The organism is Halomonas sp. B23F22_20 (genome assembly GCF_043496985.1).
In the GTDB taxonomy this organism is placed as follows: domain Bacteria; phylum Pseudomonadota; class Gammaproteobacteria; order Pseudomonadales; family Halomonadaceae; genus Halomonas.
Map to the genome: position 1 here is coordinate 219,256 of NZ_JBIEKH010000003.1, position 21,600 is coordinate 240,855.

At 62.4% G+C, this 21,600-nt stretch carries 13 protein-coding genes; 5 read left to right on the top strand and 8 right to left on the bottom strand.

Translation table 11 applies throughout. From position 1 onward, the window contains the following. Positions 1 to 6,918, bottom strand: a 6,918-nt coding sequence (locus ACGTN6_RS03400; RefSeq protein WP_394589844.1) for an ESPR-type extended signal peptide-containing protein, incomplete at its 3' end; no start/stop codon positions are given. Between the two features lie 728 nt (positions 6,919 to 7,646). Between ACGTN6_RS03400 and ACGTN6_RS03405 the strand changes: the two genes are divergently transcribed. Both ACGTN6_RS03405 and ACGTN6_RS03410 read left to right on the top strand, forming a co-directional pair. After that, complete coding sequence (locus tag ACGTN6_RS03405; protein ID WP_394589845.1) at positions 7,647 to 8,828, top strand: FecR family protein; 1,182 nt, start codon at positions 7,647 to 7,649, stop codon at positions 8,826 to 8,828. Then, entirely contained in the window at positions 8,815 to 11,106 is a 2,292-nt protein-coding gene (locus ACGTN6_RS03410) for a CHASE2 domain-containing protein (RefSeq protein ID WP_394589846.1), read from the top strand. Before ACGTN6_RS03405 ends, ACGTN6_RS03410 begins: the two co-directional genes overlap by 14 nt. Positions 11,107 to 11,275: 169 nt before the next feature. Here ACGTN6_RS03410 and ACGTN6_RS03415 read toward each other — a convergent pair whose 3' ends face one another. From ACGTN6_RS03415 to ACGTN6_RS03440, 6 genes are all read right to left on the bottom strand, one after another. Then, a complete protein-coding gene (locus ACGTN6_RS03415; RefSeq protein ID WP_394589847.1) occupies positions 11,276 to 12,181 on the bottom strand; it encodes an SH3 domain-containing protein in 906 nt (301 codons plus the stop codon). A gap of 94 nt (positions 12,182 to 12,275) precedes the next feature. After that, positions 12,276 to 12,680 carry a hypothetical protein gene (locus ACGTN6_RS03420; RefSeq protein WP_394589848.1) on the bottom strand — a complete coding sequence of 135 codons (405 nt, stop codon included), beginning with the start codon at positions 12,678 to 12,680 and terminating at the stop codon, positions 12,276 to 12,278. 287 nt (positions 12,681 to 12,967) lie between these two features. Continuing rightward, positions 12,968 to 13,732, bottom strand: coding sequence for an outer membrane protein assembly factor BamE (locus tag ACGTN6_RS03425; RefSeq protein ID WP_394589849.1), 765 nt, complete (start codon positions 13,730 to 13,732; stop codon positions 12,968 to 12,970). Positions 13,733 to 14,187: 455 nt separating this feature from the next. Continuing rightward, positions 14,188 to 14,913, bottom strand: coding sequence for a 16S rRNA (uracil(1498)-N(3))-methyltransferase (locus ACGTN6_RS03430; protein WP_394589851.1), 726 nt, complete (start codon positions 14,911 to 14,913; stop codon positions 14,188 to 14,190). A 10-nt stretch (positions 14,914 to 14,923) separates the two neighbouring features. Next, a complete protein-coding gene (gene secB, locus ACGTN6_RS03435; protein ID WP_394589852.1) occupies positions 14,924 to 15,439 on the bottom strand; it encodes a protein-export chaperone SecB in 516 nt (171 codons plus the stop codon). Positions 15,440 to 15,479: 40 nt separating this feature from the next. Beyond that, positions 15,480 to 15,902, bottom strand: a complete 423-nt coding sequence (locus tag ACGTN6_RS03440) for a rhodanese-like domain-containing protein (RefSeq protein WP_394589853.1) — start codon at positions 15,900 to 15,902, stop codon at positions 15,480 to 15,482. Between the two features lie 213 nt (positions 15,903 to 16,115). Between ACGTN6_RS03440 and gpmI the strand changes: the two genes are divergently transcribed. The 3 genes from gpmI (at position 16,116) to ACGTN6_RS03455 (ending at position 20,249) form a co-directional block, all read left to right on the top strand. After that, positions 16,116 to 17,687, top strand: a complete 1,572-nt coding sequence (gene gpmI, locus ACGTN6_RS03445) for a 2,3-bisphosphoglycerate-independent phosphoglycerate mutase (RefSeq protein WP_394589855.1) — start codon at positions 16,116 to 16,118, stop codon at positions 17,685 to 17,687. 32 nt (positions 17,688 to 17,719) lie between these two features. Further along, positions 17,720 to 18,844: a murein hydrolase activator EnvC family protein gene (locus ACGTN6_RS03450; protein ID WP_394589856.1), complete on the top strand. Its 1,125-nt coding sequence runs from the start codon at positions 17,720 to 17,722 to the stop codon at positions 18,842 to 18,844. A 70-nt stretch (positions 18,845 to 18,914) separates the two neighbouring features. Then, the gene (locus tag ACGTN6_RS03455) at positions 18,915 to 20,249 is read left to right on the top strand and encodes a S41 family peptidase (RefSeq protein ID WP_394589857.1); all 1,335 of its coding nucleotides are present in this window, start codon (positions 18,915 to 18,917) and stop codon (positions 20,247 to 20,249) included. A 104-nt stretch (positions 20,250 to 20,353) separates the two neighbouring features. Here ACGTN6_RS03455 and ACGTN6_RS03460 read toward each other — a convergent pair whose 3' ends face one another. Further along, positions 20,354 to 21,592 (bottom strand): UbiH/UbiF/VisC/COQ6 family ubiquinone biosynthesis hydroxylase, encoded by a 1,239-nt coding sequence (locus tag ACGTN6_RS03460; protein WP_394589858.1) that lies wholly within the window; start codon positions 21,590 to 21,592, stop codon positions 20,354 to 20,356. Positions 21,593 to 21,600: the final 8 nt, after the last annotated feature.

The window sequence follows — 21,600 nt, forward strand, 5'->3', positions numbered from 1 at the left end:
GGTATCGGCCACCACGTCGCCAGGCTCGATGGTCGGGCGCATGGTCAGCTCGGGGCTGACGCCGTCGGCACCCGCCGGGCCGGTCAGGCCGATGGAGCCGTCCGAACCATCGATGCCCACGCCGGCCACGCCGTCGGCGCCGTCGACGCCGATGTAGCCGTCTTCACCTGGCTCGCCAGGCTCACCCGGGCCACCGACACTCAGGTCGCTACCCAGTGCGAGGTCGATCTCGTTGTCCTTCACCGTGGTGACGATGCTGCCATCCTCACTGGTGTAGGCCACGGTCTCGCCCAGCTTAACGTTGTCATCGGCGGCCGCCAGGCTGCTGTTATCAGCGGTGATGTTGAAGCCCTTGTCAACCAAGCTGGTTCCCTGCGCCTTCAATTGGCTGACGTTAACCGCATCGGTATCCGCCGAGCCGGCAGCCACATTGGTGATGCGGCGCTCACTACCGGCGCTACCCACGGAAACTTCGCTTACCGGGTTGAGACCGACCACATCATTTTGGTCACCGGTGGGGGAGTAGGCGTCATCGCTCAGCGTACTGCCATCGGCCACCGAACCAGAGCCCAGGGCGACACTACCGTTCACCGTAACAGTGGCATCAGTGCCCAAAGCAATAGCGTCAGACGCACTGGCCGTGGACTGATAGCCCACCGAAACGGTCCGGTCGGCTGTCACACTGTTGCCAGCCGCGAAGCCCAGCGACACGTTAGCATCACCTTCAACGTTGCGACCTGCCCCATAGCCGATGGCGGTGTTGCCACTTCCAGTAACGGTGCGACCTGCCGCAATACCGTAAGCGGAGTTGGCATGGCCGATGGTTTCGAACCCAGAGGCATAGCCCACCGCGGTGTTGCTATTGCCCTGGCTCTCACGGAAGGTGAACGAGCCAATCGCAACGTTTTGGATGCCATCAAGATTGGTGGCCGATTGACGCCCGATCACCACATTATCCTGACCCTGCATGTTCAGGCCGGACGCACTGCCAAGAGCCACGCTATAAGGTGCGTTGGCATTCTGCGCCGCCGATGGACCAATGGCGACAATGTTGCGACTCGCAGGATCCAGACCTGTACCTGCGCCAGTACCGATTGCGACGACTGAAATGGCCGGCGCCGAGGCTCCTGATCCAATTGCAACGCTGCCACCATTTCCGGCTGCTGACGCAGCGTTACCAACCGCCGTGGCACCGCTACCGGCTGCGGAGGCATTGACGCCAGCCGCCAAAGCCTTGTTCCCCGTCGCACCGTCGTTGGCGTAGTTGCTTCCCGGGCCGGTATCGGAAGAATTAACGCTGTAGTAGTGCGTCGTCGCCTCAGCCTGCGCGGCCTGAAGCTGCGCCACGTTAACTGCATCGGTATCCGCCGAGCCTGCTGCCACATTGGTGATCTGGCGCGTTACGCCATTCGTTGCATCACCGACGCTCACCGCGCTTGCGGTACTCTGCCAGGTCGACGTGGTATCGGTGGAGGCCAGGCCCGTTACCGGGTCATAACCTGCAACACCGGCATTGGTATCGGCAACCGAGCTGCTGCCCAGTGCCACGCCATTCGCAACCGTCACGCCGCTGTTCGTACCCAGTGCGGTGGCGCCGCTCACATCCGCCTGCGCATTTTCGCCCAGCGCTGCACCCGCCTCGATCGCCGGGTCGTTCACGCCGCCGTTATAGGTGGCAACCGCACCGTCACCGAAGGCCGCGCCGCCATTGCCCGCGCGCGAGGATGCGCCCATAGCAATCGAGCCGGTGGCGATGGCATCGTAACCAAGCGCGATACTACGCTCACCCAGCGCCTGAGAGATTGCGCCAATGGCTACCGCTCCATCGGCTGCTGCCATAGCCTGGTAACCAGCTGCCACGATATCTTCCGAGGTGGCATCTTTATTCGCTTCATACCCCAGCGCCACATTGCGGCTACCGGTCGCATCACGGCCCGCACTATGACCAAGGTAAGCATTATGCTCTCCGGTCGAGTCTCGACCGGTATAACCACCAATGAAGGTATTGCGATCACCTGTGCTCGCAGTGCCAGAGTTGACACCAACCGCTGTCGTTTCACCCCATCCCGCAAAACCTAGGGACGATGCTGCCGTCATGCTATTGCGGCCAATGGCCACGTTGTCCCTTACCCCGGCGTCCATCGCGCTGCCAGCTGTGTAGCCCAACAAGACATGGCTGTTACCCTCTGCGTCTCGTCCTGCATTGCTACCCACCACAACCATTTGGTTAGCATTCGCCTCTGCTGTCGCACCTATGGCAACACTGGCTCCTGCAGACGAGGCAACTGACGAATCTCGACCTATCGCGATACCATCATAGGCTGCGGCCTCCGCATTTCCGCCAACAGCCATGGCTCCGCGCCCAGTCGCACTCGCATTGGTACCAATGGCCATGGCCATGGGGCTATTGACATTCACGATCTGTGCATCATTGCCAATGGCTAATGAATCATCACTCGCGGCCAAGGCATTCACGCCCGCTGCCAGGGCATTGTTGCCAGATGCGCCCTCGTTGTTGTAGTTGGCTTGCTGTACGCCGTTATCATTGACGCTGTAGTAATGCGTTTGGCTGGCCTTCAACTGGCTAACGTTGACCGCATCGGTATCCGCTCCACCTGCTGCCACATTGGTGATGCGGCGCTCATTACCGTCACTGCCCACAGAGACAACACTAGTGGCTGTACCTGCTACACCAATCGGATTGCCTGCTGAGTCGAGCGGCTGGTAAGCCGCCGTGCCCAGCGTGTTACCATCGGCGACCGAGCCGGAGCCCAGGGCGACACCTCCAACAACCGTGACATCTGCGTCGTTACCCACCACGAACGCATCATCGACGCTAATGTTGCTGTCATTCCCCAACACACCGCCCCTATTACCACTGACAGTATTGTACGAACCAATCGCCGTTGAGAAGTCTCCACTCACCTCGCTCTCGAACCCCAGTATGCTTGAGCCCTCACCAGATATAGTGTTCAGTAGGCCAATTGCCCTAGAGCCGTCACCCGACACTTCATTGAGCGAACCAAACGCTTGGCCGAATCGTCCATCAACCACGTTTTCCTGGCCAAAGACCATTGCGTTTTCATTGTTAATCTTATTATTGAAACCAAAGGCATAAGAGAACTCACCTACGATTTCGTTTAGCTGACCTAGCGCGATTGTGTTCTGCTCTTCCAACTTATTAGCACGACCAATGGCAATAGCGGTAAAGGTGTCTTCAGGAGCACCACCTCCCATGACATTGTTACCACCTATGGCTATCTGGTATTTACTATTTGTATTGTTATTAACACCTAATGCTATTGAGTTGTTTCCTTCGGCAGTATTTTGGGTACCGAACACAGTAGCATTAACGCCTGAAGCTGAGTTTTGGGACCCCACCGCCGTGGCGTTATTACCTGATGCGGTGGTATTGACACCCGCGGCCAGCGCACTCGCTCCTGTAGCGCCTTGATTGTCATAGTTTGACCCAGCACTGGTGTCCGTGGAATTAACACTGTAGTAGTGGGTCTCGCTGGCCTTCAGCTGAGCGACGTTAACTGCATCGCTATCCGCCGTGCCCGCGGCCACGTTGGTGATCTGGCGGGTTACGCCATTCGCCGTATCGCCGACGCTCACCGCGCTAGCGGTGCTCTGCCAGGTCGGCGTCGCGTCGGTGGAGGCCAGGCCCGTTACCGGGTCATAACCTGCAATACCGGGGTCGGTATCGGCAACCGAGCCGCTGCCCAATGCCACACCGTCGGCAACGGTCGCATGTGCGTTAGTGCCGATGGCAACGCCATTGGACGCCTCCACGGAGCCATCTATGCCGATCAGCACGCCACCCGATGTGCCCGCCGCGACGGTGCCGCCACTAGCCAGAATCTGGTTGCTGGAAAGCCCGTCGCCCAAGAAGTTTTGGTAGCCTGCAACAAAATTCAGATTGCCGTTCGTAAGCCTGTTGGACGAACCAATCACGCTGTTTCCCATACCACCACTGATAGTGTTGAACTGCCCCATGGCATTGGTGAAATACGTGTCGGAAATGTCATTGTCGACACCGATGGCGTTGATATAATCTACATCGTTCATACTGCTGTCAGAACCGAGCACGTGCGTTCGAAACGCATTAGTCATCGAGTTGCTTCGGCCGATCGATGTAATACCACCGGATGTTTCCACATCACTATAAGCGCCGATCGCCACCGAGTCGGTACTACTGGTAACGCTTTGGGAATGACCAAGCACAACGCTGTAACTGGTATCAGTCAAGCTGTTCTCTGAACCAACAATCGATGTCTCGAAAGCCGTTTCGGCAACATTATCGTGACCGACTATGTTAACCCAATTGGAATTGGAGGCGTTGTTACCCACACCAAAGACATTGGTGTGGCCGCTATCGATGATGGTGTTGCTGCTGCCGACTGCAGTACTCTGACTGCTACCCCCGAGCACCTGATTGCCGTAGCCGACTGCCGTCGAATCCCTAGCTTCGGCCAGTGCATTCACACCTGCGGCCAGGGCATCCGTACCCGTAGCGCCTTTATTGTCATAGTTTGATCCAGCGTTGGTGTCCGAGGAGTTGACGCTGTAGTAGTGGGTCTCGCTGGCCCGGAGCTGAGCGACGTTGACCGCATCGGTAAGCTGCGAGCCTGCGGCCACGTGGGTGATTTGGCGGCTGCCGACATCTACAGCGGCACGTATTGCTTTGGTACCAAGGATCGCCTGCTCTTGAGCAGCATCTGCCATGGAAGGAATATAGCCACTAACGCCTGAAGCGACCGTGGCCGCTGAGCCAGCGCCCAGGGCGACACCGCCTACCTCGGTCACGCTGGATGCGTTACCCAGCGCGACGGCCTCGCTGATATTCTCGCCGATAGTGACGTCATTACCCAGCACAAAACTGTTGTCCGCGCCCGTCTCCAGCGTATTGTTGTTACCGACGCTATAGCTGTTCGCGGCATCGATGATCGACGGATCACCAATCGCGCCTGAATTATCGCCGCTCACCACATTGCCAGTACCAATGCTGATCGATTGGCTGCCCGTGGCTTTAGCGCCATTCCCCATGGCGATCGATTCGCTGCCCGTGGCTGTCGCGTCATGCCCCAGGGCGATGGCGCTTGCGGCTGCTTTCGCGTCAGAGCCCATTGCCACCGCATTACTCCCAGTGGTTGAAACCCTAGAGCCAATGGCGATTGAATTGTTAAATGCGTTGGTGGCGGTAGTACCCAAGGCAATCGAGTCAAAAGCCCCAGACTCATTCGTCGCCGAGTTGCCGATGGACACGGCTGCAGGAGCTGAATTTTCTACTTTAGCTCTAGATCCCAGCGCCACGCTATCATACGAGGTGTCACCAACGCTGGAAAGCCTGCCAATGGCCGTGGCATTGCTCGAATCATCGCCCACAATAGCCTCACTGCCAATCGCCGTGGCACCATTGGAGTCCTCGACACCTATCCCGCCCGTCCCTATGGTTGCCTCCGAGCCGATCGCTGTAGCGTCGGAAGCGCCATAAATCTTGGCATCCGCGCCTAAGCCAACAGAACGACCGCCATCTACGTAAGCAGCGCTCCCCATGGCGATATCTCTTTTTGCCACGACTTGCGCACCATGACCGATGGCCATGCCCGATTCGGCGCCTTCAAGCACCTTGGCACCACTACCAATGGCCGCTGCATGACCGGCGTCCTTCGCTACGTTCGCTTCAAACCCGATGGCCACTGAGCGATCCGATTCAACCGTGGCGTTACGGCCAACTGCCGAGGAAGAGAAGACATCATCACTAAGACCACCCAGCACTTTCGCACCTGCCCCAACGGCCACTGAGGTATGCGCCTCAACTTTGGCCAAGCGACCAATTGCCGTGGAAGAGTTGGCACTCTCCGTCACTTCTGCTTCGTTGCCAATGGCAATCGAGTTGAATGCCTTATCACCGACCTTCGCCCTCGGGCCGATCGCCGCCGCATAGGCTGACCCCGCCCCTGTGCTTGCACCGGAGCCTAAGGCAAGGGCAGCGACATCGCTGGCTGTTGCTTGACGGCCAATGGCGATGACCGAGTTGACGGTTGTTGTAGAGGTGCCCGTCGCCTCGGCCCCTTCGCCAATGGCAATGGCGGTGCCACCAAACGCCTTTGCTCCTCTACCGATGGCCACGTTGTCAGCTTGACTCCCGGTTGCGCCAGCAATTACCCCCGTCTCGGCCAAGTTACCAATGGCAATGTCCCGCGTTGTACCTGCCGTGGCCGTATTACCAATGGCCAGAGCGGACTGGCCGGCAGCGCTGGCGGCATCGCCAATGGCAGTAGCAGATGTATTCGAAGCCTCCGCCCCTGCGCCTAGGGCAAGTGTACGAAGGGCGCTGGCTACCGAGCGGGTGCCAATCGCAATGGCCCCCGGCCCATCGGCAATGGCTCCACTCCCTGGCGCATTGCCACCACCAAGCGCAACCGAGTAATCCCTCAAGGCCTGTGCGTACTCTGCTCCAGCAAAAGAGCCCGCTCCCGCCGCCTTGGATTCAAGACCAATCGCAACAGCGCCGTGGCCTGAGGAAGTGCTATTGCGGCCGATAGCGGTCGCACTTTCTTCTGAACTGACGGCGTTAGCGCCGAGTGCAAGGGCAAACGTATCACACGCCGAAGCACCTAAGCCGATCGCGGTGCGTCCGGCATCGCCAGTGCAATCATCGCCTCCACCTATTTCAAAAGCATGCGCATTTTCAGGTGTTATCAGCACCAAAGAGCCAACCGCCAGCGCAACAGACAAAGCCACTGGTCGCAGCAATGTAGAAACACCTGTGCCTCTAGCCATTTCCGGCGCAGGTAATTGGCCAACTATCCCCTGCTGCGTGGCCGCTTTATTACGACTACGCGCTGCTTCCGAGGCGACGACCAGCCGACCAAGGGTCCGGTTCCAGACGATGCGATAAATGGCATTCATGACAGCTCCCCTGCACTGCTCAACGCCATGCTTCGGCGGCTGGCAGTATGATCAAAGATTGCGTAGGCAGGCCTTATCACTTAACACGCGTCGCCATACCGAGGGGCGGCAATGTCGTCAGGCCCAGGATTTCGTCTCGACTTCGACGTAGACGTTTTCAATGGAAGCTATCATGAACACGCTTATGCAAAACTCTGGCTTAACAAAAGTTCATGCTGCTAGAGAGAACAGTGGCTGGCCGAACATGATTAACGAGAGACTTGAGTTCACATTTCATTCTCCAAGCATCGAGAATGTAAGAAAAGATGAACTATGAGAAGTGCTGCCAGCTCATCACTTTTCGTACAACTTTCAGAAATAAAAAGGGTAACCTATTATTTCCCGATGATATTCCTCGTCTCGACCAAGGCTCGGCGATCTCAAGTTACAAGCACAACGCTCATCCTCGCTCAGCGTGAAGATACAAAGACGCGGCAGTCCACGAAGTGAGGGAGGCATAAAATATGAACCGGCATGATGCAACCAGCCTTATTATGAACAAATGTCAAAAGCTAACCATGTCTGCCGATCTCTGGCGTATCCCAATTTCATGCAAGGGGCTGTATCCTCCACGAGAGGCCGAGCGCAGGAGTAAGAAGATGAAAAGATGGTGTCGACATGCCCTGGCGGGCCTGAGTTCCATCGCCATATTGCTGACTACGACAGCCCTGGCTGACGGAGATACGTCGATGGAACGCTATCGCGTGCAACCGGGCGATACCCTCTGGGAAATCACCGAGCGCCATCGCGGTGAAGCCAAGGAGTGGCCTGTCGTGCGAGACGCGAATGGCGTGAATGAACCCCGCCACATTCAGCCAGGCGACGTGCTCGAGATACCGCCCCTGCCGAGCCTGACGGCGGAGGTGCGCCATCGGGAGGGTGGTGATGCGTGGCTGGTCAAGGCGTCCGGCGAGCGCATACCGCTGCACGAAGGCATGAGCATCTCCCCGGGCGATATCGTGGAAACCACGGCCCGCACCTTCGTGTCGCTACGGCTCCCCCATGGCGAAGACGTGGTATTGCCTTCCAACTCTCGGGTAGTCGTGAAGCGACAGGATCGACGCCGGTCGCAGCTGTATCTGGAACTCGGAGAAGTGGAAGCGCGGGTGCCCAAGCAGCGGGATCGCCACGAAGTGCTGAATATCGATACCCCGACGGGCATCGTCGGGGTGCGTGGTACGCATTTCCGGGTGGCCCACGCGGACGAGGAGACTCGCGTCAGCACCTTGGAAGGGCTGGTGGCGCTGAACCATGCCAGCCGTGCCGCCGATGTCGCCGATGTTGCTGCCGGCCGGGGGGCACTCATGAGCAGGGCGCAACCCACTCGGGTCACGGACCTGCTACCCGCTCCTCAATTGGAAGTCGCCGACCATGCTTTCCGCCAGCCCCTGCGGCTTGATCTGTCGGCGGTGGAAGGGGCCGAAGCCTATCACGTGCAGCTGGCCCGGGACCCCCGCTTCCAGACCATCTTCCGTGACCAACGCGGCGACGCTTTGAGCTTCCGCTTCGACGCGGTTCCGGGCGGTTTCTACTACGCGCGCAGCTCGGCCATCGACGCGTTGGGCCTCGAAGGTCTCTATGGTCACCAGCTGGTGCTGCATCAGCCTGTCGAGGCCTCGCTGGTGGCCGACGACGATGGCTATGCGTTCCACTGGACCGAGATCCCGGACGTGGAATACCGCCTGCAGCTCTCCGAGGACGAGGCGTTCGACGAACTGTTCATGGACCGTTCCTTCTCCAGTAACCAGGGCGTTACCCTGCGCAATCTCCCCACGGAGGATTTCTTCTGGCGACTGAAAGTATCGAGCGTGGAACAGGATCCGGAGAGCTCTGTCATCGTGGCTTCCGGGAGGCAGGGTGGCACACGTTAGCCAAAGCCTGTTTCGCGGCCTGACCAGAACCTGGTGGCTGGTCGGCCTTCTGCTGGTGACCCTCGCCTTGTGGGCAGAACAGCGTGCCTGGCTCTTCGACAACACGCTATATGACCGCTTCCTGACCTCCATGACGACACCTGCCAGCGACGACATCCTGATCGTGAACATCGACGAGCGCAGCATGGAGGCCTTGGGGCGGTGGCCCTGGCCTCGCTCTGTGCACGCCGATCTGGTAGACCAGCTGGCCAGCGCAGGTGCCTCTGCGGTGCTATTCGACGTCGTGTTTGCCGAGCCGGCGCGCCAGCCGGAACAGGACCAGCGCCTGGCTCGAGCCATCAAGGAACATGGTCATGTCTTCCTGCCCGCGATGCATGTCAGACGCAGCGAGCGCACCGATAATGCCAACAGGCTGCTGCCGGTCGAACCGCTCAGCGACGCAGCGAACGGTATCGGCCACATCGACGTCCGAGCGGATGTCGACGGCGCCGTACGCAGCATTCGACTACGCGAAGACGGTGTCCCCCAGTTGACGCTGCAGCTGTATCAAGACCTGGTGACGCAGGGGATCACCACGCCCTCCGACGCTACACGACGCCTGCTGGCCGATGACCGTCGTGATCTCGAGGTGCGCATCCCATACCACGGATCGACCTATCACTATCCCCGCGTCTCGTATGTCGACGTTCTTCGGGGCCGCCTGCCGGGCTCGCTGCTCGAGGGGCGTACCGTCATGATCGGCACCACCGCCAAGGGGCTGGGCGATCATCATCTGACGCCGTTCGGCGCTGCGGACGGCGGCATGCCCGGCATCGAGATACTCGCCAACATGCTGGACGGCTTGTTGCAGGGCGACATCATCCGCGACCTTCCCGCGGGGGTCTCCTCGGCACTGTCTCTCCTGCCGCTGCTGGTCTTCATGGCCCTCGTTCGCCTGTTCCAATTCCGATACATGGCCAAACTGGCGTTTGCCGTCACGAGCTTGGTACTGCTCGGCGCCTGGGGACTGCTGGCCCTGGGCTGGTGGTGGCCACCAGCGGTTGGCCTGCTGACGGTGATCGGGGCCTACGTGCTCATCAGTTGGCGCTGCCAAGCCTCCGCCTTGCGCTGGTTCCAACAGGAAATCGAACGCCTCGAGTCAGAGCCCAGCATGATTCCAACACCCACTCGGGAGCAGGCACCAGAATGGGGGCTAGTCCTGCACAAGCATCTTCGCGCGCTGGATAGCGGTATCACGCGTATCCGCAATTCTCGCCGCTTCATCACAGACGCCCTGGATTGCCTACCCATCGCCACCATGGTGGTCGACGTGAATGGCCATATCATTCTTTCCAGTGCCATGGCCAAGCCGCTGCTGCAGCGCTGCCGGGTCGACGAGAAAGGCACCCTCCACGAGCTGCTGAACAACATGGTGCGGGAAAACCTGGGCAGCGCCCCTTCCCAGCAGCAGCAGCAGGAGCTCAGCGCCTTCGACGGCGCCCTCTACAAGGATCCCAGCGAGCATTACTACCACCTCAAGGTCTCACCGCTGGTCACCGCGGTCGATGCCTTCAAGGTCGCCTGGCTGATTGGCTTCGTGGATGTCACCAGCGAACGCCAGGCGGAAGCGCAACGCGCGAAGCTGATGAGATTCCTTTCGCACGACCTGAAAGCGCCGCAATCCAACATCCTGGCCCTGACCCAACTACAAAACACGCCCTCCCGCCTGCCCGAGGAAGCACTGCTTTCCCAAGTCGCCCAACAGGCAAACAAGACGCTCAGTCTCACGGAGAGCTTCATGCAATTGACGCAGATTGAGTTCGGCACCCAGAGCCAGGAGTTTCTACTGCTTTCTGACGTGACCCTGGAAGCCATCGATCAGGCATGGCCGACGGCGCGACACCGCTCCATCCACCTTGATTACGATCCCCAGGACGAGTGCCCCATGGAGGGCGACCGAACCTATTTGCTGAGAGCGATCGTCAACCTGCTGGACAACGCCATCAAATATAGCCCTGCGGACACACGCGTGACGATCGAGGCCCGGGATACGCCATCTGGCATCTCCTTGAGCATTCGCGATCAGGGGGTCGGCATTCCCGAGCGGGACCTGCCACATATCTTCGACAGCTATCGGCGCAGCTCCGGCGCCAGCCTGGCGGCGGGCCATGGGCTGGGCCTTTCCATGGTGAAGTTAGTGGTGGAGCAACACGCCGGTAGCATCACCTGTGAAAGCAGCGAGCATGTCGGCACCCATTTCCTGCTTACGTTCCCCCGAGCCCAGGATGACATCGACTAGGCAGACGCCAGGACGAAACAAACCGTACCAGCAGGGCAGATGATCCAAGCGGGGAAATCACCGTCGAGCGCCTAGCATTGGCAGGGGCATCAAGAAAGAACATCAAAAAGGGGCATGGCCGGCCGCCATGCCCCTTTTGATGTCTTGAAAGACCAATGCTGTGAGCTAGTTACTCCAGCAAGCTCGACGCTATCCAGCCGAGACGTTCCTGACGGGGAAGATAGACCTGACTCCAGCCATCCGCACTGCCGAGAACGGGCAGACGTTCGCCTTGCTGCACGCGACCGATGGCCTCGTGGTCGGTGGAGTTGCCCGCGCGAATGTTCGCCGCATCGACCCGCACCCGCTTTGTCTGTAGATGCTGCAAGCTGGATGCCAGATTCTCGGCGGCCAACTCGTTACCCTGCTGTGCGGCCATCGCAAACCAGAACACCGCCCAGGCATGATTGCGCTCCACCCCCTTGCCCTGTGCATACATCGCGCCCAGGTTATTTTGCCCAAAGGGATCACCGGCTTGAGCCGCCTCTCGATACCAGTGAATGGCCTGGGCGTAATCCTGCTCCACGCCTCGACCACTCTCATACAACGAGCCCAGATTGTTCTGTGCCGGAATCACGCCCTGACTGGCGGCGGCCTCGAACCATCGAGCCGCCAAGGCATCGTCACGTTCGACGCCCCGCCCCTCCAGATAGGCAAGCGCGAGACGCAGCTGGGCCTGGGGCTCGCCACGCTCCGCTGCGCGAAGATCGTCGGGCGGAGCCGCTTCCACTTCGCCGCCGGCATTCCGGTTGAGTTCGTCGAGCTTCTCGCGGGCCTCTGGATACCCGGAGTCCATTGCCAGCCGGTACCACTTGCGGGCCTTCTCTAGATCCTGACTCGTCCCCTCACCCCGTTCGTACATACCCGCCAGTCTGAACTGGGACTCGGCGTCGCCCTGTTCCGCAGACCGACGCCACTCATAGAGCGCGGAAGCGAAGTTGCCCCGCCGATACTCGTCTATCCCCTGTTCGAGATCCGCTACCGCCAGGGAAGCATGGAACCCGACAAAGCCAATGATGGCCAGTTTCCATTTCATAACGAGCCTTTCCTGATGGGGGAAGCGCATGTCACAAGCGACGCGAGTATCGTCGCCCCCTTTCGGCCCAGGCCCTCCCCTTTACCTGCCGCTGTTACTGGCTTTCAGCAGTCGAGTCTTCCTGAGCAGCATCCTGAGACGCCTCTTCCTGCGCCGTTCCCATACCCTGAGCGCTGGGCTCGGCCCCGGTGAGCATATCGACGCGCTGATGCGTCAAGACACACATGACACCCGCCGGATTCTCGAAGATGGGGTAATTGGTGTCGCAATACAGGGCAGCCGTATTCAGCACATTGAATGCCCGGGTCGCCGGGTTGGGCTGCATGACGCGCGCCATGAACAGCTCCCCTTCCGGACACGCCATGGCCTGCTCATCGGAGGCGGCAACACACAGATTCGATTGATCTACCGTCTGGAACTGAGGATAGTCGGAGAGACACCCGGATAGCAGGAGGGGAGCGCCGAGGATAAGAGCCGAGAATGTCAGACCACGTTTCATGCCATGATTCCCTTGAAAAAGATTGTTTGTCCGTAAACTCGAACACCAGCCCGCATCAAATCACTTACATACGATCAAGCTAATTTCGCCTGAAAGCAAGCCCTTTGGACAGCGTCGAGCCAATTCGCCGCGTAGATCACGATTATCATTACAATACAGGGATTTATCCCAGACGGAGTCTACAGCCCGGGATTTCCAGCCGCCAAGGGGATTCTCGGCAGGAAAAGATAAACTTTTGTCACCTCCCCATCGCGTACTCGTCGACACGACCTCCGGCAAGTTTCCTGCTAGGCATCGTCGCCTGTACTCGAACTCCCGAGGATCTGGATGACTATTTGTTCCGTCCGCCGACAGGATGTGCCCACCTCACTCCCCTCGCACGGTGAAGACGCGCCCTCGGTGATTCTCACACCTTCGTCATCAATGCCAGTATGCGTCTTCAGGAATTGCTGGACCGCCAGGCGCTGGCGTTGGTGTTGTCCGGCGACCGGATAGCTGGCAATCGCCAGTGAGGGAGAAGAAAAGTCACGCTGCAACAACGCCGCAAACTCGCCCAGCACCTGCTGCGCCTCATCGGTCAAGGCACCATCATCCACCGTAAACATGTCGGCGATGGGCAGGCTGAAGCGCTGCAGCACGGTCTCGCTCTCGATGGGTGAGGCCTGGATGGCCGAAAAACGAACGGCGCACTTGGCCGTTCGCCAGCGGGTATCCTCGACGCGCATCTCGCCATCGAAGACGAGCTGGAATTGGCATATCTGGCGCGTCTGGCCATCTTCGGCGTCGAGATCGAACAGGTAGTTCCATGTCCGAACGTTGAACAGCCCTTCGGAGAAGTGGGGGTTCCCCAGCAGATCTCTGACCTGATCCTTGGTCATGCCAGTTTGAATCGTCCGAATGGCTCGGGACGATTCGAGCATCCCTCCGCGAGCAAAAGCCTCATCCGGGTCGGGAAAATCTTCGTGCCCCCCCATGACTGCACAGCCGCCCAGGATCAATGCTATCGCAACGGCGGCACCATGCTTCGCCGCGCCAAGGATTTTCATGGCCATCGTGTCAACTCGCCTCTGCATACCGGTATCGAGTGCCAACGGACTGGAGCACAGCAGGGCCAAGGATCGCCGGCCGGTGCCAATCGAGTCAGCATCATCGCCAAGTCCGTCCTGTCGTGCAGCAATCTCAGCTAAATGAATGAGTGTATACCCAACCCTGGTATGACGGCATCTTGGGTTTTGTACGAAAAGTCGGCGAGCGATGGCCAGGGCTAGGCCCGTTCCCGACGGGCCAACGCACTTCCCAGATCCGAGTGAGGCGCAAAGGCGAAAATCGTGAAATGACGGACCGGGCTCGCGCGCGAGCTGATTTCTAACGCCGTATGGGCGAGCGCAGACAGTTTTCGTACAGAGCCTGATCAATCCCGCGTCGCCTATGCCGAACCTGCGCTCGAGAGGCAGGAAAGCTTGAGGCGTCGAGGCAAAAGCGACGCCTCAGGGAAGAGGGAAGAGCCTCACAGGTCGCCGAAGCGATCCTGCAAGAGGCTCAAGGCGACCACCGGAGCCGTCTCGGTGCGCAGGATGCGCGGGCCGAGGGTAAGGGCGGCGAAATCGGCAGCAGTGGCCATCTCGACTTCGCCAGTCGAGAGTCCGCCTTCGGGGCCGATCAGCAGTGCCGCCGAAGTGACCGAGTCTGCACGATCGAGCGCCCCAGGCGTGCCGGGATGCAGCACCAGGCGCAGTGCCTCGTCGCGATGGGCTAGCCAGTCGGCAAGCCCCGTGGGAGGGTGAATCGGCGGGACGGTAGCACGGCCGCACTGTTCGCAGGCGCTGGCGGCCACGGCCTGCCAGTGGGAAAGCTTCCTGGCCTCACGCTCCCCCTTCAGGCGCACGTCGCCGTGCTCGGTATAGAGTGGGGTGATCGCGGCGACACCCAGCTCCACGGCCTTCTGGATGGCGTAGTCCATCCGGTCACCCTTGGAGATGGCCTGCCCTAGATGCACCGCCAGCGGCGACTCGCCGCGGCCCTCGTGAACCGCCTCGACACGCGCCACCACCCGCTTGCGACCGGTCTCGACCAGCATCGCCTCGGCCTCGAGGCCGTGACCGTCGAACAGCACCAGCGGCGCTCCCTCACCCAGGCGCAGCACCCGAGCCACATGGCGGGCGGGGCTGTCCGGCAGGACGACGTCGCCGCCGGCGGTCAGCGCGGCGGCGACGTGAATACGAGGAGCCTTCATGATCAGCGGCTTACTGAGTGGCCTGCTCGCCCTGCTGCTGAGCTTCGCGCTGTTTCTTCTGGGCGTAGATCGCCTCGAAGTTCACCGGCGACAGCATCAGCGGCGGGAAGCCGCCACGGTTGACCAGGTTGTCGATGCATTCCCGAGCGTAGGGGAACAGCACGTTGGGGCAGAAGGCGCCAAGGGTATGATCGAGCTGGGTACCCTCGATGCCGCCGATGCGGAACAGGCCGGCCTGCTCGATCTCGGCCAGGAAGGAGGTGGTGCCTTCCTCGCTGTGGGTCACCTGGGCGGTGACCTTGATCACCACCTCATAGAGCTCTTCACCGACCTGCTGATGGGTCGTGTTCAGATCGAGGCCGACCTTCGGCTTGAACGGCTGCTGGAACACCGCCGGAGAGTTCGGGGCCTCGAAAGAGAGGTCCTTGACGTAGATGCGCTGCAGGGCGAACTGCACCTGGGGCTTGTCCTGCTGGCCGCTCGCCTGGCCGTTGGCGCCACTGTTCGGGTTGTTGTCTTCCGCCATGGAAAGGAATCCTTTGGTCGTGAGATGAGAAATGGCGTCGTCACTTCTTGACCAGCGGCAGGCCGTCCGCCTGCCACTGCGTCATGCCGCCCTTGAGCTTGAGCACGCGCTCGAAGCCGGCCTTGGCCAGCTTGGCCTGAACGGTACCGGAACTCTGGCCATGCTTGCAGGCCACGATGATCGGCTTGTCCTTGAACTTGTCGAGTTCAGTCAGACGGCTGTCGAGGCTGCTCTGGGGAATGTTGCGGGCGCCGGCGATATGGCCCGCCTTGAAGTCGTTCTTGTCACGGATGTCGAGCACCACGGCGTCCTCGCGATTGACCAGCTGGGTGGCCTCGCTGGTGGTCACGCCATTGGCGCCGCCGCTGCGGATCTCGTAGGCGATCCAGGCGACCAGCACCAGCAGGAAGGCGCCGACCAGTAGCGGATGGTTCTGCACGAATTCGAACAGCTGATCGATCATGGTTCGGAAAGACTCTTTTCGGGTACGCGGTGAACGAGGCCGACGCGAGCCGGCGGCGCCCAGTATACATGATGCCGGAAGGCCGCCGAGGGCGGCACGATATGACGCCCGGCGGGGCCGTGCGATATGATGCCGCAAGCAGCGGCAAGTCGCGACCCCGCCAAAGGGCTCACGCCATGGTGGCATCGCCCCCCAACCACGAGGCTTCGACCCATGACCGATTCTTCGACCCCGACTCCCCGACCGGTAGCCCTGATCATCCTCGATGGCTATGGCCACAACCCGGATCCCACCGACAACGCCATCCTGGCCGCGCGGACTCCGGTGATGGACCGGCTCTGGGAGACTCGGCCGCACGCCCTGGTGCATACCGACGGCCGCTACGTGGGGTTACCGGACGGCCAGATGGGCAACTCGGAGGTCGGCCACATGAACCTCGGCGCCGGGCGTATCGTCTACCAGGACTTCACCCGCATCACCAAGGCCGTCGACGACGGCGAGCTGGCCGACAATGCCATCCTCACCGGCCCGCTGAAAGCCGCCGCCGAAGCCGGCCGCGCCGTGCACCTGCTGGGCCTGCTGTCGCCGGGCGGCGTGCACAGCCACGAGGATCACATCCTGGCCATGGCCGAGCTGGCTGCCCAGCGCGGCGCCAAGCGTATCTACGTCCACGCCTTTCTCGACGGCCGCGACACCGCGCCCAAGAGCGCCCGAGCCTCCATCGAGCGCACCAACGCCAAGCTCGCCGAGCTGGTCGGCGCCGAGAACGGCTACGTGGCCTCGCTGATTGGTCGTTACTACGCCATGGACCGCGACAACCGCTGGGATCGCGTCGAGCAGGCCTACCGCCTGGCCACCGAGGGCGCCGCCGAGCATGTCGCCCAGAGCGCCGAGGCCGGCCTGGACGCGGCCTACGACCGGGGCGAGACCGATGAATTCGTCACTGCCACCGCCATCATCTCCGGTGACGCCCCGGTGCGAATGGAGGACGGCGACGCCGCCTTCTTCATGAACTTCCGCGCCGACCGCGCCCGCGAGCTGACCCGCGCCTTCGTCGAGGACGACTTCGCCGGTTTCGCGCGCCAGGCCCGCCCCCAACTGGCCGGCGGCAGTCTGGTGACCATGACCCAATATGCTGCCGACATCCCGGCCCCGGCCGCCTTCCCGCCCGAGGAACTGCACAACACCCTGGGCGAGGTGATGGAGAAGCGCGGCCTGACACAGCTGCGCATCGCCGAAACCGAGAAGTACGCCCACGTCACCTTCTTCTTCTCCGGCGGCCGCGAGGCCGAGTACCAGGGCGAGACTCGCGTGCTGGTGCCCTCGCCGCAGGACGTGAAGACCTACGACGAGAAGCCCGAGATGAGCGCCGTCGAGGTCACAGACCGCCTGGTCGAGGCCATCGAGTCCGGCGCCCACGACCTGATCGTCTGCAACTACGCCAACGGCGATATGGTCGGCCACACCGGCGACTTCGACGCCGCCGTCAAGGCCATCGAGACCATCGACGCCTGCGTCGGCCGCGTGGTCGAGGCGCTCGAGAAGGTTGGCGGCGCCAGCCTGATCACTGCCGACCACGGCAACGCCGAGCAGATGGTCCACCCCGAGACCGGCGCCGCCCAGACCGCCCACACGACTTTCGACGTGCCGCTGATTTATGTCGGCCCGCGCCCGCTGACCCTGGCTCAGAACGGCCGGCTGTGCGACCTCGCCCCGACCCTGCTGACGCTGATGGATCAGCCGGTGCCCGAGGAGATGACCGGCCGCGTGCTGATCGAGGCGTGAGCCGACGACCTCGTCAACTGCGGTGGGCGGCGATGCTGCTAAGCCTCGCCTTGGGTGCCGCCATGAGCGACGCCCAGGCCACCCGAATGGACGAGCGTCAGGCGCAGCAGCGCCTGGACGCTATTGGCGAGCGCATCCAGGCGGTGACCCAGGACCTCGGCGTCACCCGCGACGCTCGTAACGAAGCCAACGAGGCGCTGCGTGAGGTCGAGACCGCGCTGGCCGAAACCCATCGCCGCCTGGACGACCTTCAAGCCGAGAAGCGTGCCCTGCGCGACGAGGTCGAGTCACTCGAGACCCGGCGTCGGGTCCTGGAAGACCAACGACAGCAGCAGCTGGCGGCCCTCGGCAAGCAGCTCGATGCGCTCTATCGCCTGGGCCTGACGCCGCAACTCAAACTGCTGCTCAACCAGGACGATCCCTCTCGACTGGATCGCTTGCAGCGCTACCTCAATCATCTGTCGGAAGCACGTCAGCGGCGCCTCGAACAGCTCGCGCGACTGGATGCGGCGCTGGCCGACAACCGCCAAGCCCTGGACGAGCGCGACGACCGTCTGACGCAACTGGCCGACGAACTGGAGACTCGCGGCGTCGAGCTGGCCCGACAGATGGACGAGCGCGAACAGCTGGTAACCAAGCTCGACCAGCGCTATGCCAGCGAGCAGGCACGCTTGACCGAGCTCGACCAGGATCGCGCCCACGCCGAGCGGGTGCTGCGCCAGGTGCAGGAGCGCCTGGCCAGATTGCAACGGCCACCGCCCTCCACCGACATCGCCGCCACCCAGGGCAACCTGCCCTGGCCCGTGCAGGGCAACGTCGTATCACGCTTCGGCCGCGGCAGCGGCGTACACCGCAACGGCCTGGTGATTCGTGCCGCCGAGGGAACTCCCGTGGAGGCCGTCCACGCCGGCCGAGTGGTTTTCGCCGACTGGATGCGCGGCTTCGGCAACCTGTTGATCATCGATCACGGCGACGGTGTGATGACCCTGCACGCCCACCTGCAGCGCTTCGCGGTCGACGTCGGCCAGGCGGTTAGCGAGGGCGAGACACTCGCTGCCGTAGGCGCCACGGGCGGCCAGACGTCCCCCGGACTCTACTTCGAGGTACGCCGCCACGGCGAGCCCATCGATCCCAACCGCTGGATCGCGCGTCGCTAGTCGCTATTCCATTAGCGACCGCGGCCACGCTATGCTGGGCGCTCACCTCCGTGGAACCGTGAGAGAGCGCATGCCCCTGAGTCCCGCCGGCCTGAACGCCCCGCTGCGGCGCCTGACATCGGCGCTGTTGCCGGTCGCCCTGCTGACCCTGCCGCTGCCGGCACTGGCCGCCCCCGATGTCACACCTGCAGACGATGAATTGCCGGTGGCCGAGATCCAGGCCTTCGCCGAGGTGTTCGAGCGCATCAAGCGGGCCTACGTCGAGGAAGTCGACGACGCCACCCTGCTGCGCAACGCCATGCGCGGCATGCTCAGCGAACTGGACCCGCACTCCACTTACCTGGACGCCGAGGACTACCAGAGTCTGCAGGAATCCACTCAGGGCGAGTTTGGTGGCGTGGGCATCGAGGTCGGCAAGCGCGACGGGCAGCTCACCGTAATCACTCCCATCGACGACACCCCCGCCTCTCGGGCCGGGCTCGAGGCCCAGGATGTGATCCTGCGCATCGACGACACCCCCACGGAGGGGCTGTCACTGCAGCAAGCCGTCGACCTGATGCGCGGCGATCCGGGCACCGAGATTCGCCTCACCATCATGCGCCAGGGCGAGAGCGCCCCGCGCGTGGTGAACATCGAGCGCGAAATCATCCGCACCGAAAGCGTCAAACAGGAGCTGCTCGGGCCGGGCTATGGCTACCTGCGTATCAGCCAGTTCCAGACCCGGACCGGACAACAGGTCGTCGAGGCCTTGGAAACGCTGCGCGAGGAAGGCCCGCTGCAGGGCCTGGTGCTCGACCTGCGCAACAATCCCGGCGGCGTGTTGCAGGCAGCGGTGGACGTGGCGGATGCCTTCCTCGACCACGGCCTGATCGTCTACACCGAAGGGCGCCTGCCGGACAGCGCCATGCGCTTCTCGGCTCAACGGGATACCGCCGCTCCCGAGGTGCCGCTGGTCGTGCTGATCAACGGCGGCAGCGCCTCGGCGGCGGAGATCGTCGCCGGTGCACTGCAGGACCAGCGCCGCGGCGTGGTGATGGGTACCGAGAGCTTCGGCAAGGGCTCGGTGCAACAGATCATGCCGCTGGGTGAGAACGAGGCCCTGAAGCTGACCACCGCACGCTACTTCACGCCCAGCGGGCGTTCCATCCAGGCGCTGGGCATCTCCCCCGACGTGGAGGTGGTACGAGGCCGCCTCGAGGTGGCCGAGAATACCGGGCTGCGGGTGCGCGAGGCCGACCTCGAAGGCCACCTGGCCGGCAACGGTGAAAGCGACGAACGCGGTGAGCTTAGCGCCCGGCTGCGCGACGACTACCAGCTCGGAGAAGCCCTCAACCTGCTCAAGGCACTGAACGTGCTGAGCGAACGAGGCACCCCGGTGACCGAGCCGCCAGCCTCTTCCGAGTAGCGTGACGGCACCGCCGAGGTGCCGTCACGCCCTCATCGACAAGAGCCTTCAGCGAAGGGCGCGAACCCTCATCGACAAGAGCCCTCAGCGGAGGGCGAGAGCCCTCATCGACAAGAGACGGGCAGTCGCCCCCGACGGCCCGCCGCCTGCTGCATCAGCAGGCGCTTGAGCGGCGACAGGCGATCAACGCCGGAGAGCCCCAGGTTGCGAGCCAAGGTCAGTGCCGGATGACGGGCCCCGAACAGCAGCCGGAAACCGTCCATCAGCTTGAGCATGGCGGCATTGTCGCCACGACGCCTCCGCGCGTAGCGCTCGAGCCAGGCCTCGCTGCCACCCTCGATCCCGCGCCGTCGGGCCGTCAGCAGCTCCTCGGCGAGCACCGCGGCATCCATCAGCCCCAGATTGACGCCCTGGCCGGCCAGCGGATGAATGCTGTGGGCGGCATCCCCCACCAGCGCCAACCCCGGCTGTACATAACGGTCGGCATGGCGCTGGGTCAACGGTACGGCCTGGGCGCCATCGACCACCGTCACCTCTCCCAGCCGTCCCGCGAAGGCCGTTGTCAGCGCCGCTCCCAGCGCCTCGGCGGTGAGGTCACAGAGACGCTCGGCCGCTTGCGGCGTGGTCGACCAGACGATCGAGCAATAGCGGTCATCCTGCTCCACCGTCAGCGGCAGGAAGGCCAGCGGACCATCGGCCAGGAAGGCCTGGCGGGCCACTCCGCCGTGGGGCTCGGCGGTGCGAACCGTGGACACCACCGCCGCCTGCCCGGTGTCATGGGCTTTCACCTCGATGCCGGCCAGCTCGCGCAACGGCGAACGAGCCCCGTCGGCGGCCACGATCAGCGGAGCCGTCAGCCGCCCACCATCGGCCAGCTCCAGTTCACGCCCCGCCGGCCCCGACGCCAGCCCCGTCACTCGCGCCCCGAGGCGATGCGTCACCGTCGGCAGCCCCGCCAGACGCGCCTCCAGAGCGGCGACCACCACGTCGTTCTCGACGATATGGCCCAGCACCGGCAGCCCCGCCTCTTCGGCGGAGAAGCCCACCTCGCCGGTGCCCTCGGCGTCCCACACCCGCATGCCGTAATAGGGGGTGACACGGCGCTCGCGCATCCACGCCCAGGCACCCAGCCCCTCGAGCAGGCGCTGAGACACCGGCGTCAAGGCGCTGACCCGGCGCCCCGGGAGGCCTCGCCCTGCACCCTCGGCATCCAGCGGCGTCGGCCGCGCATCCAGCAGCGTCACGTCCATCCCCGCTTCGCCCAGCAGGCAGGCCAGGGTCGCGCCCACCATGCCCCCGCCGACGATGATCGCCTCGCCGGCCCTCACCGCTTCCTGGCTCATGCCACTCG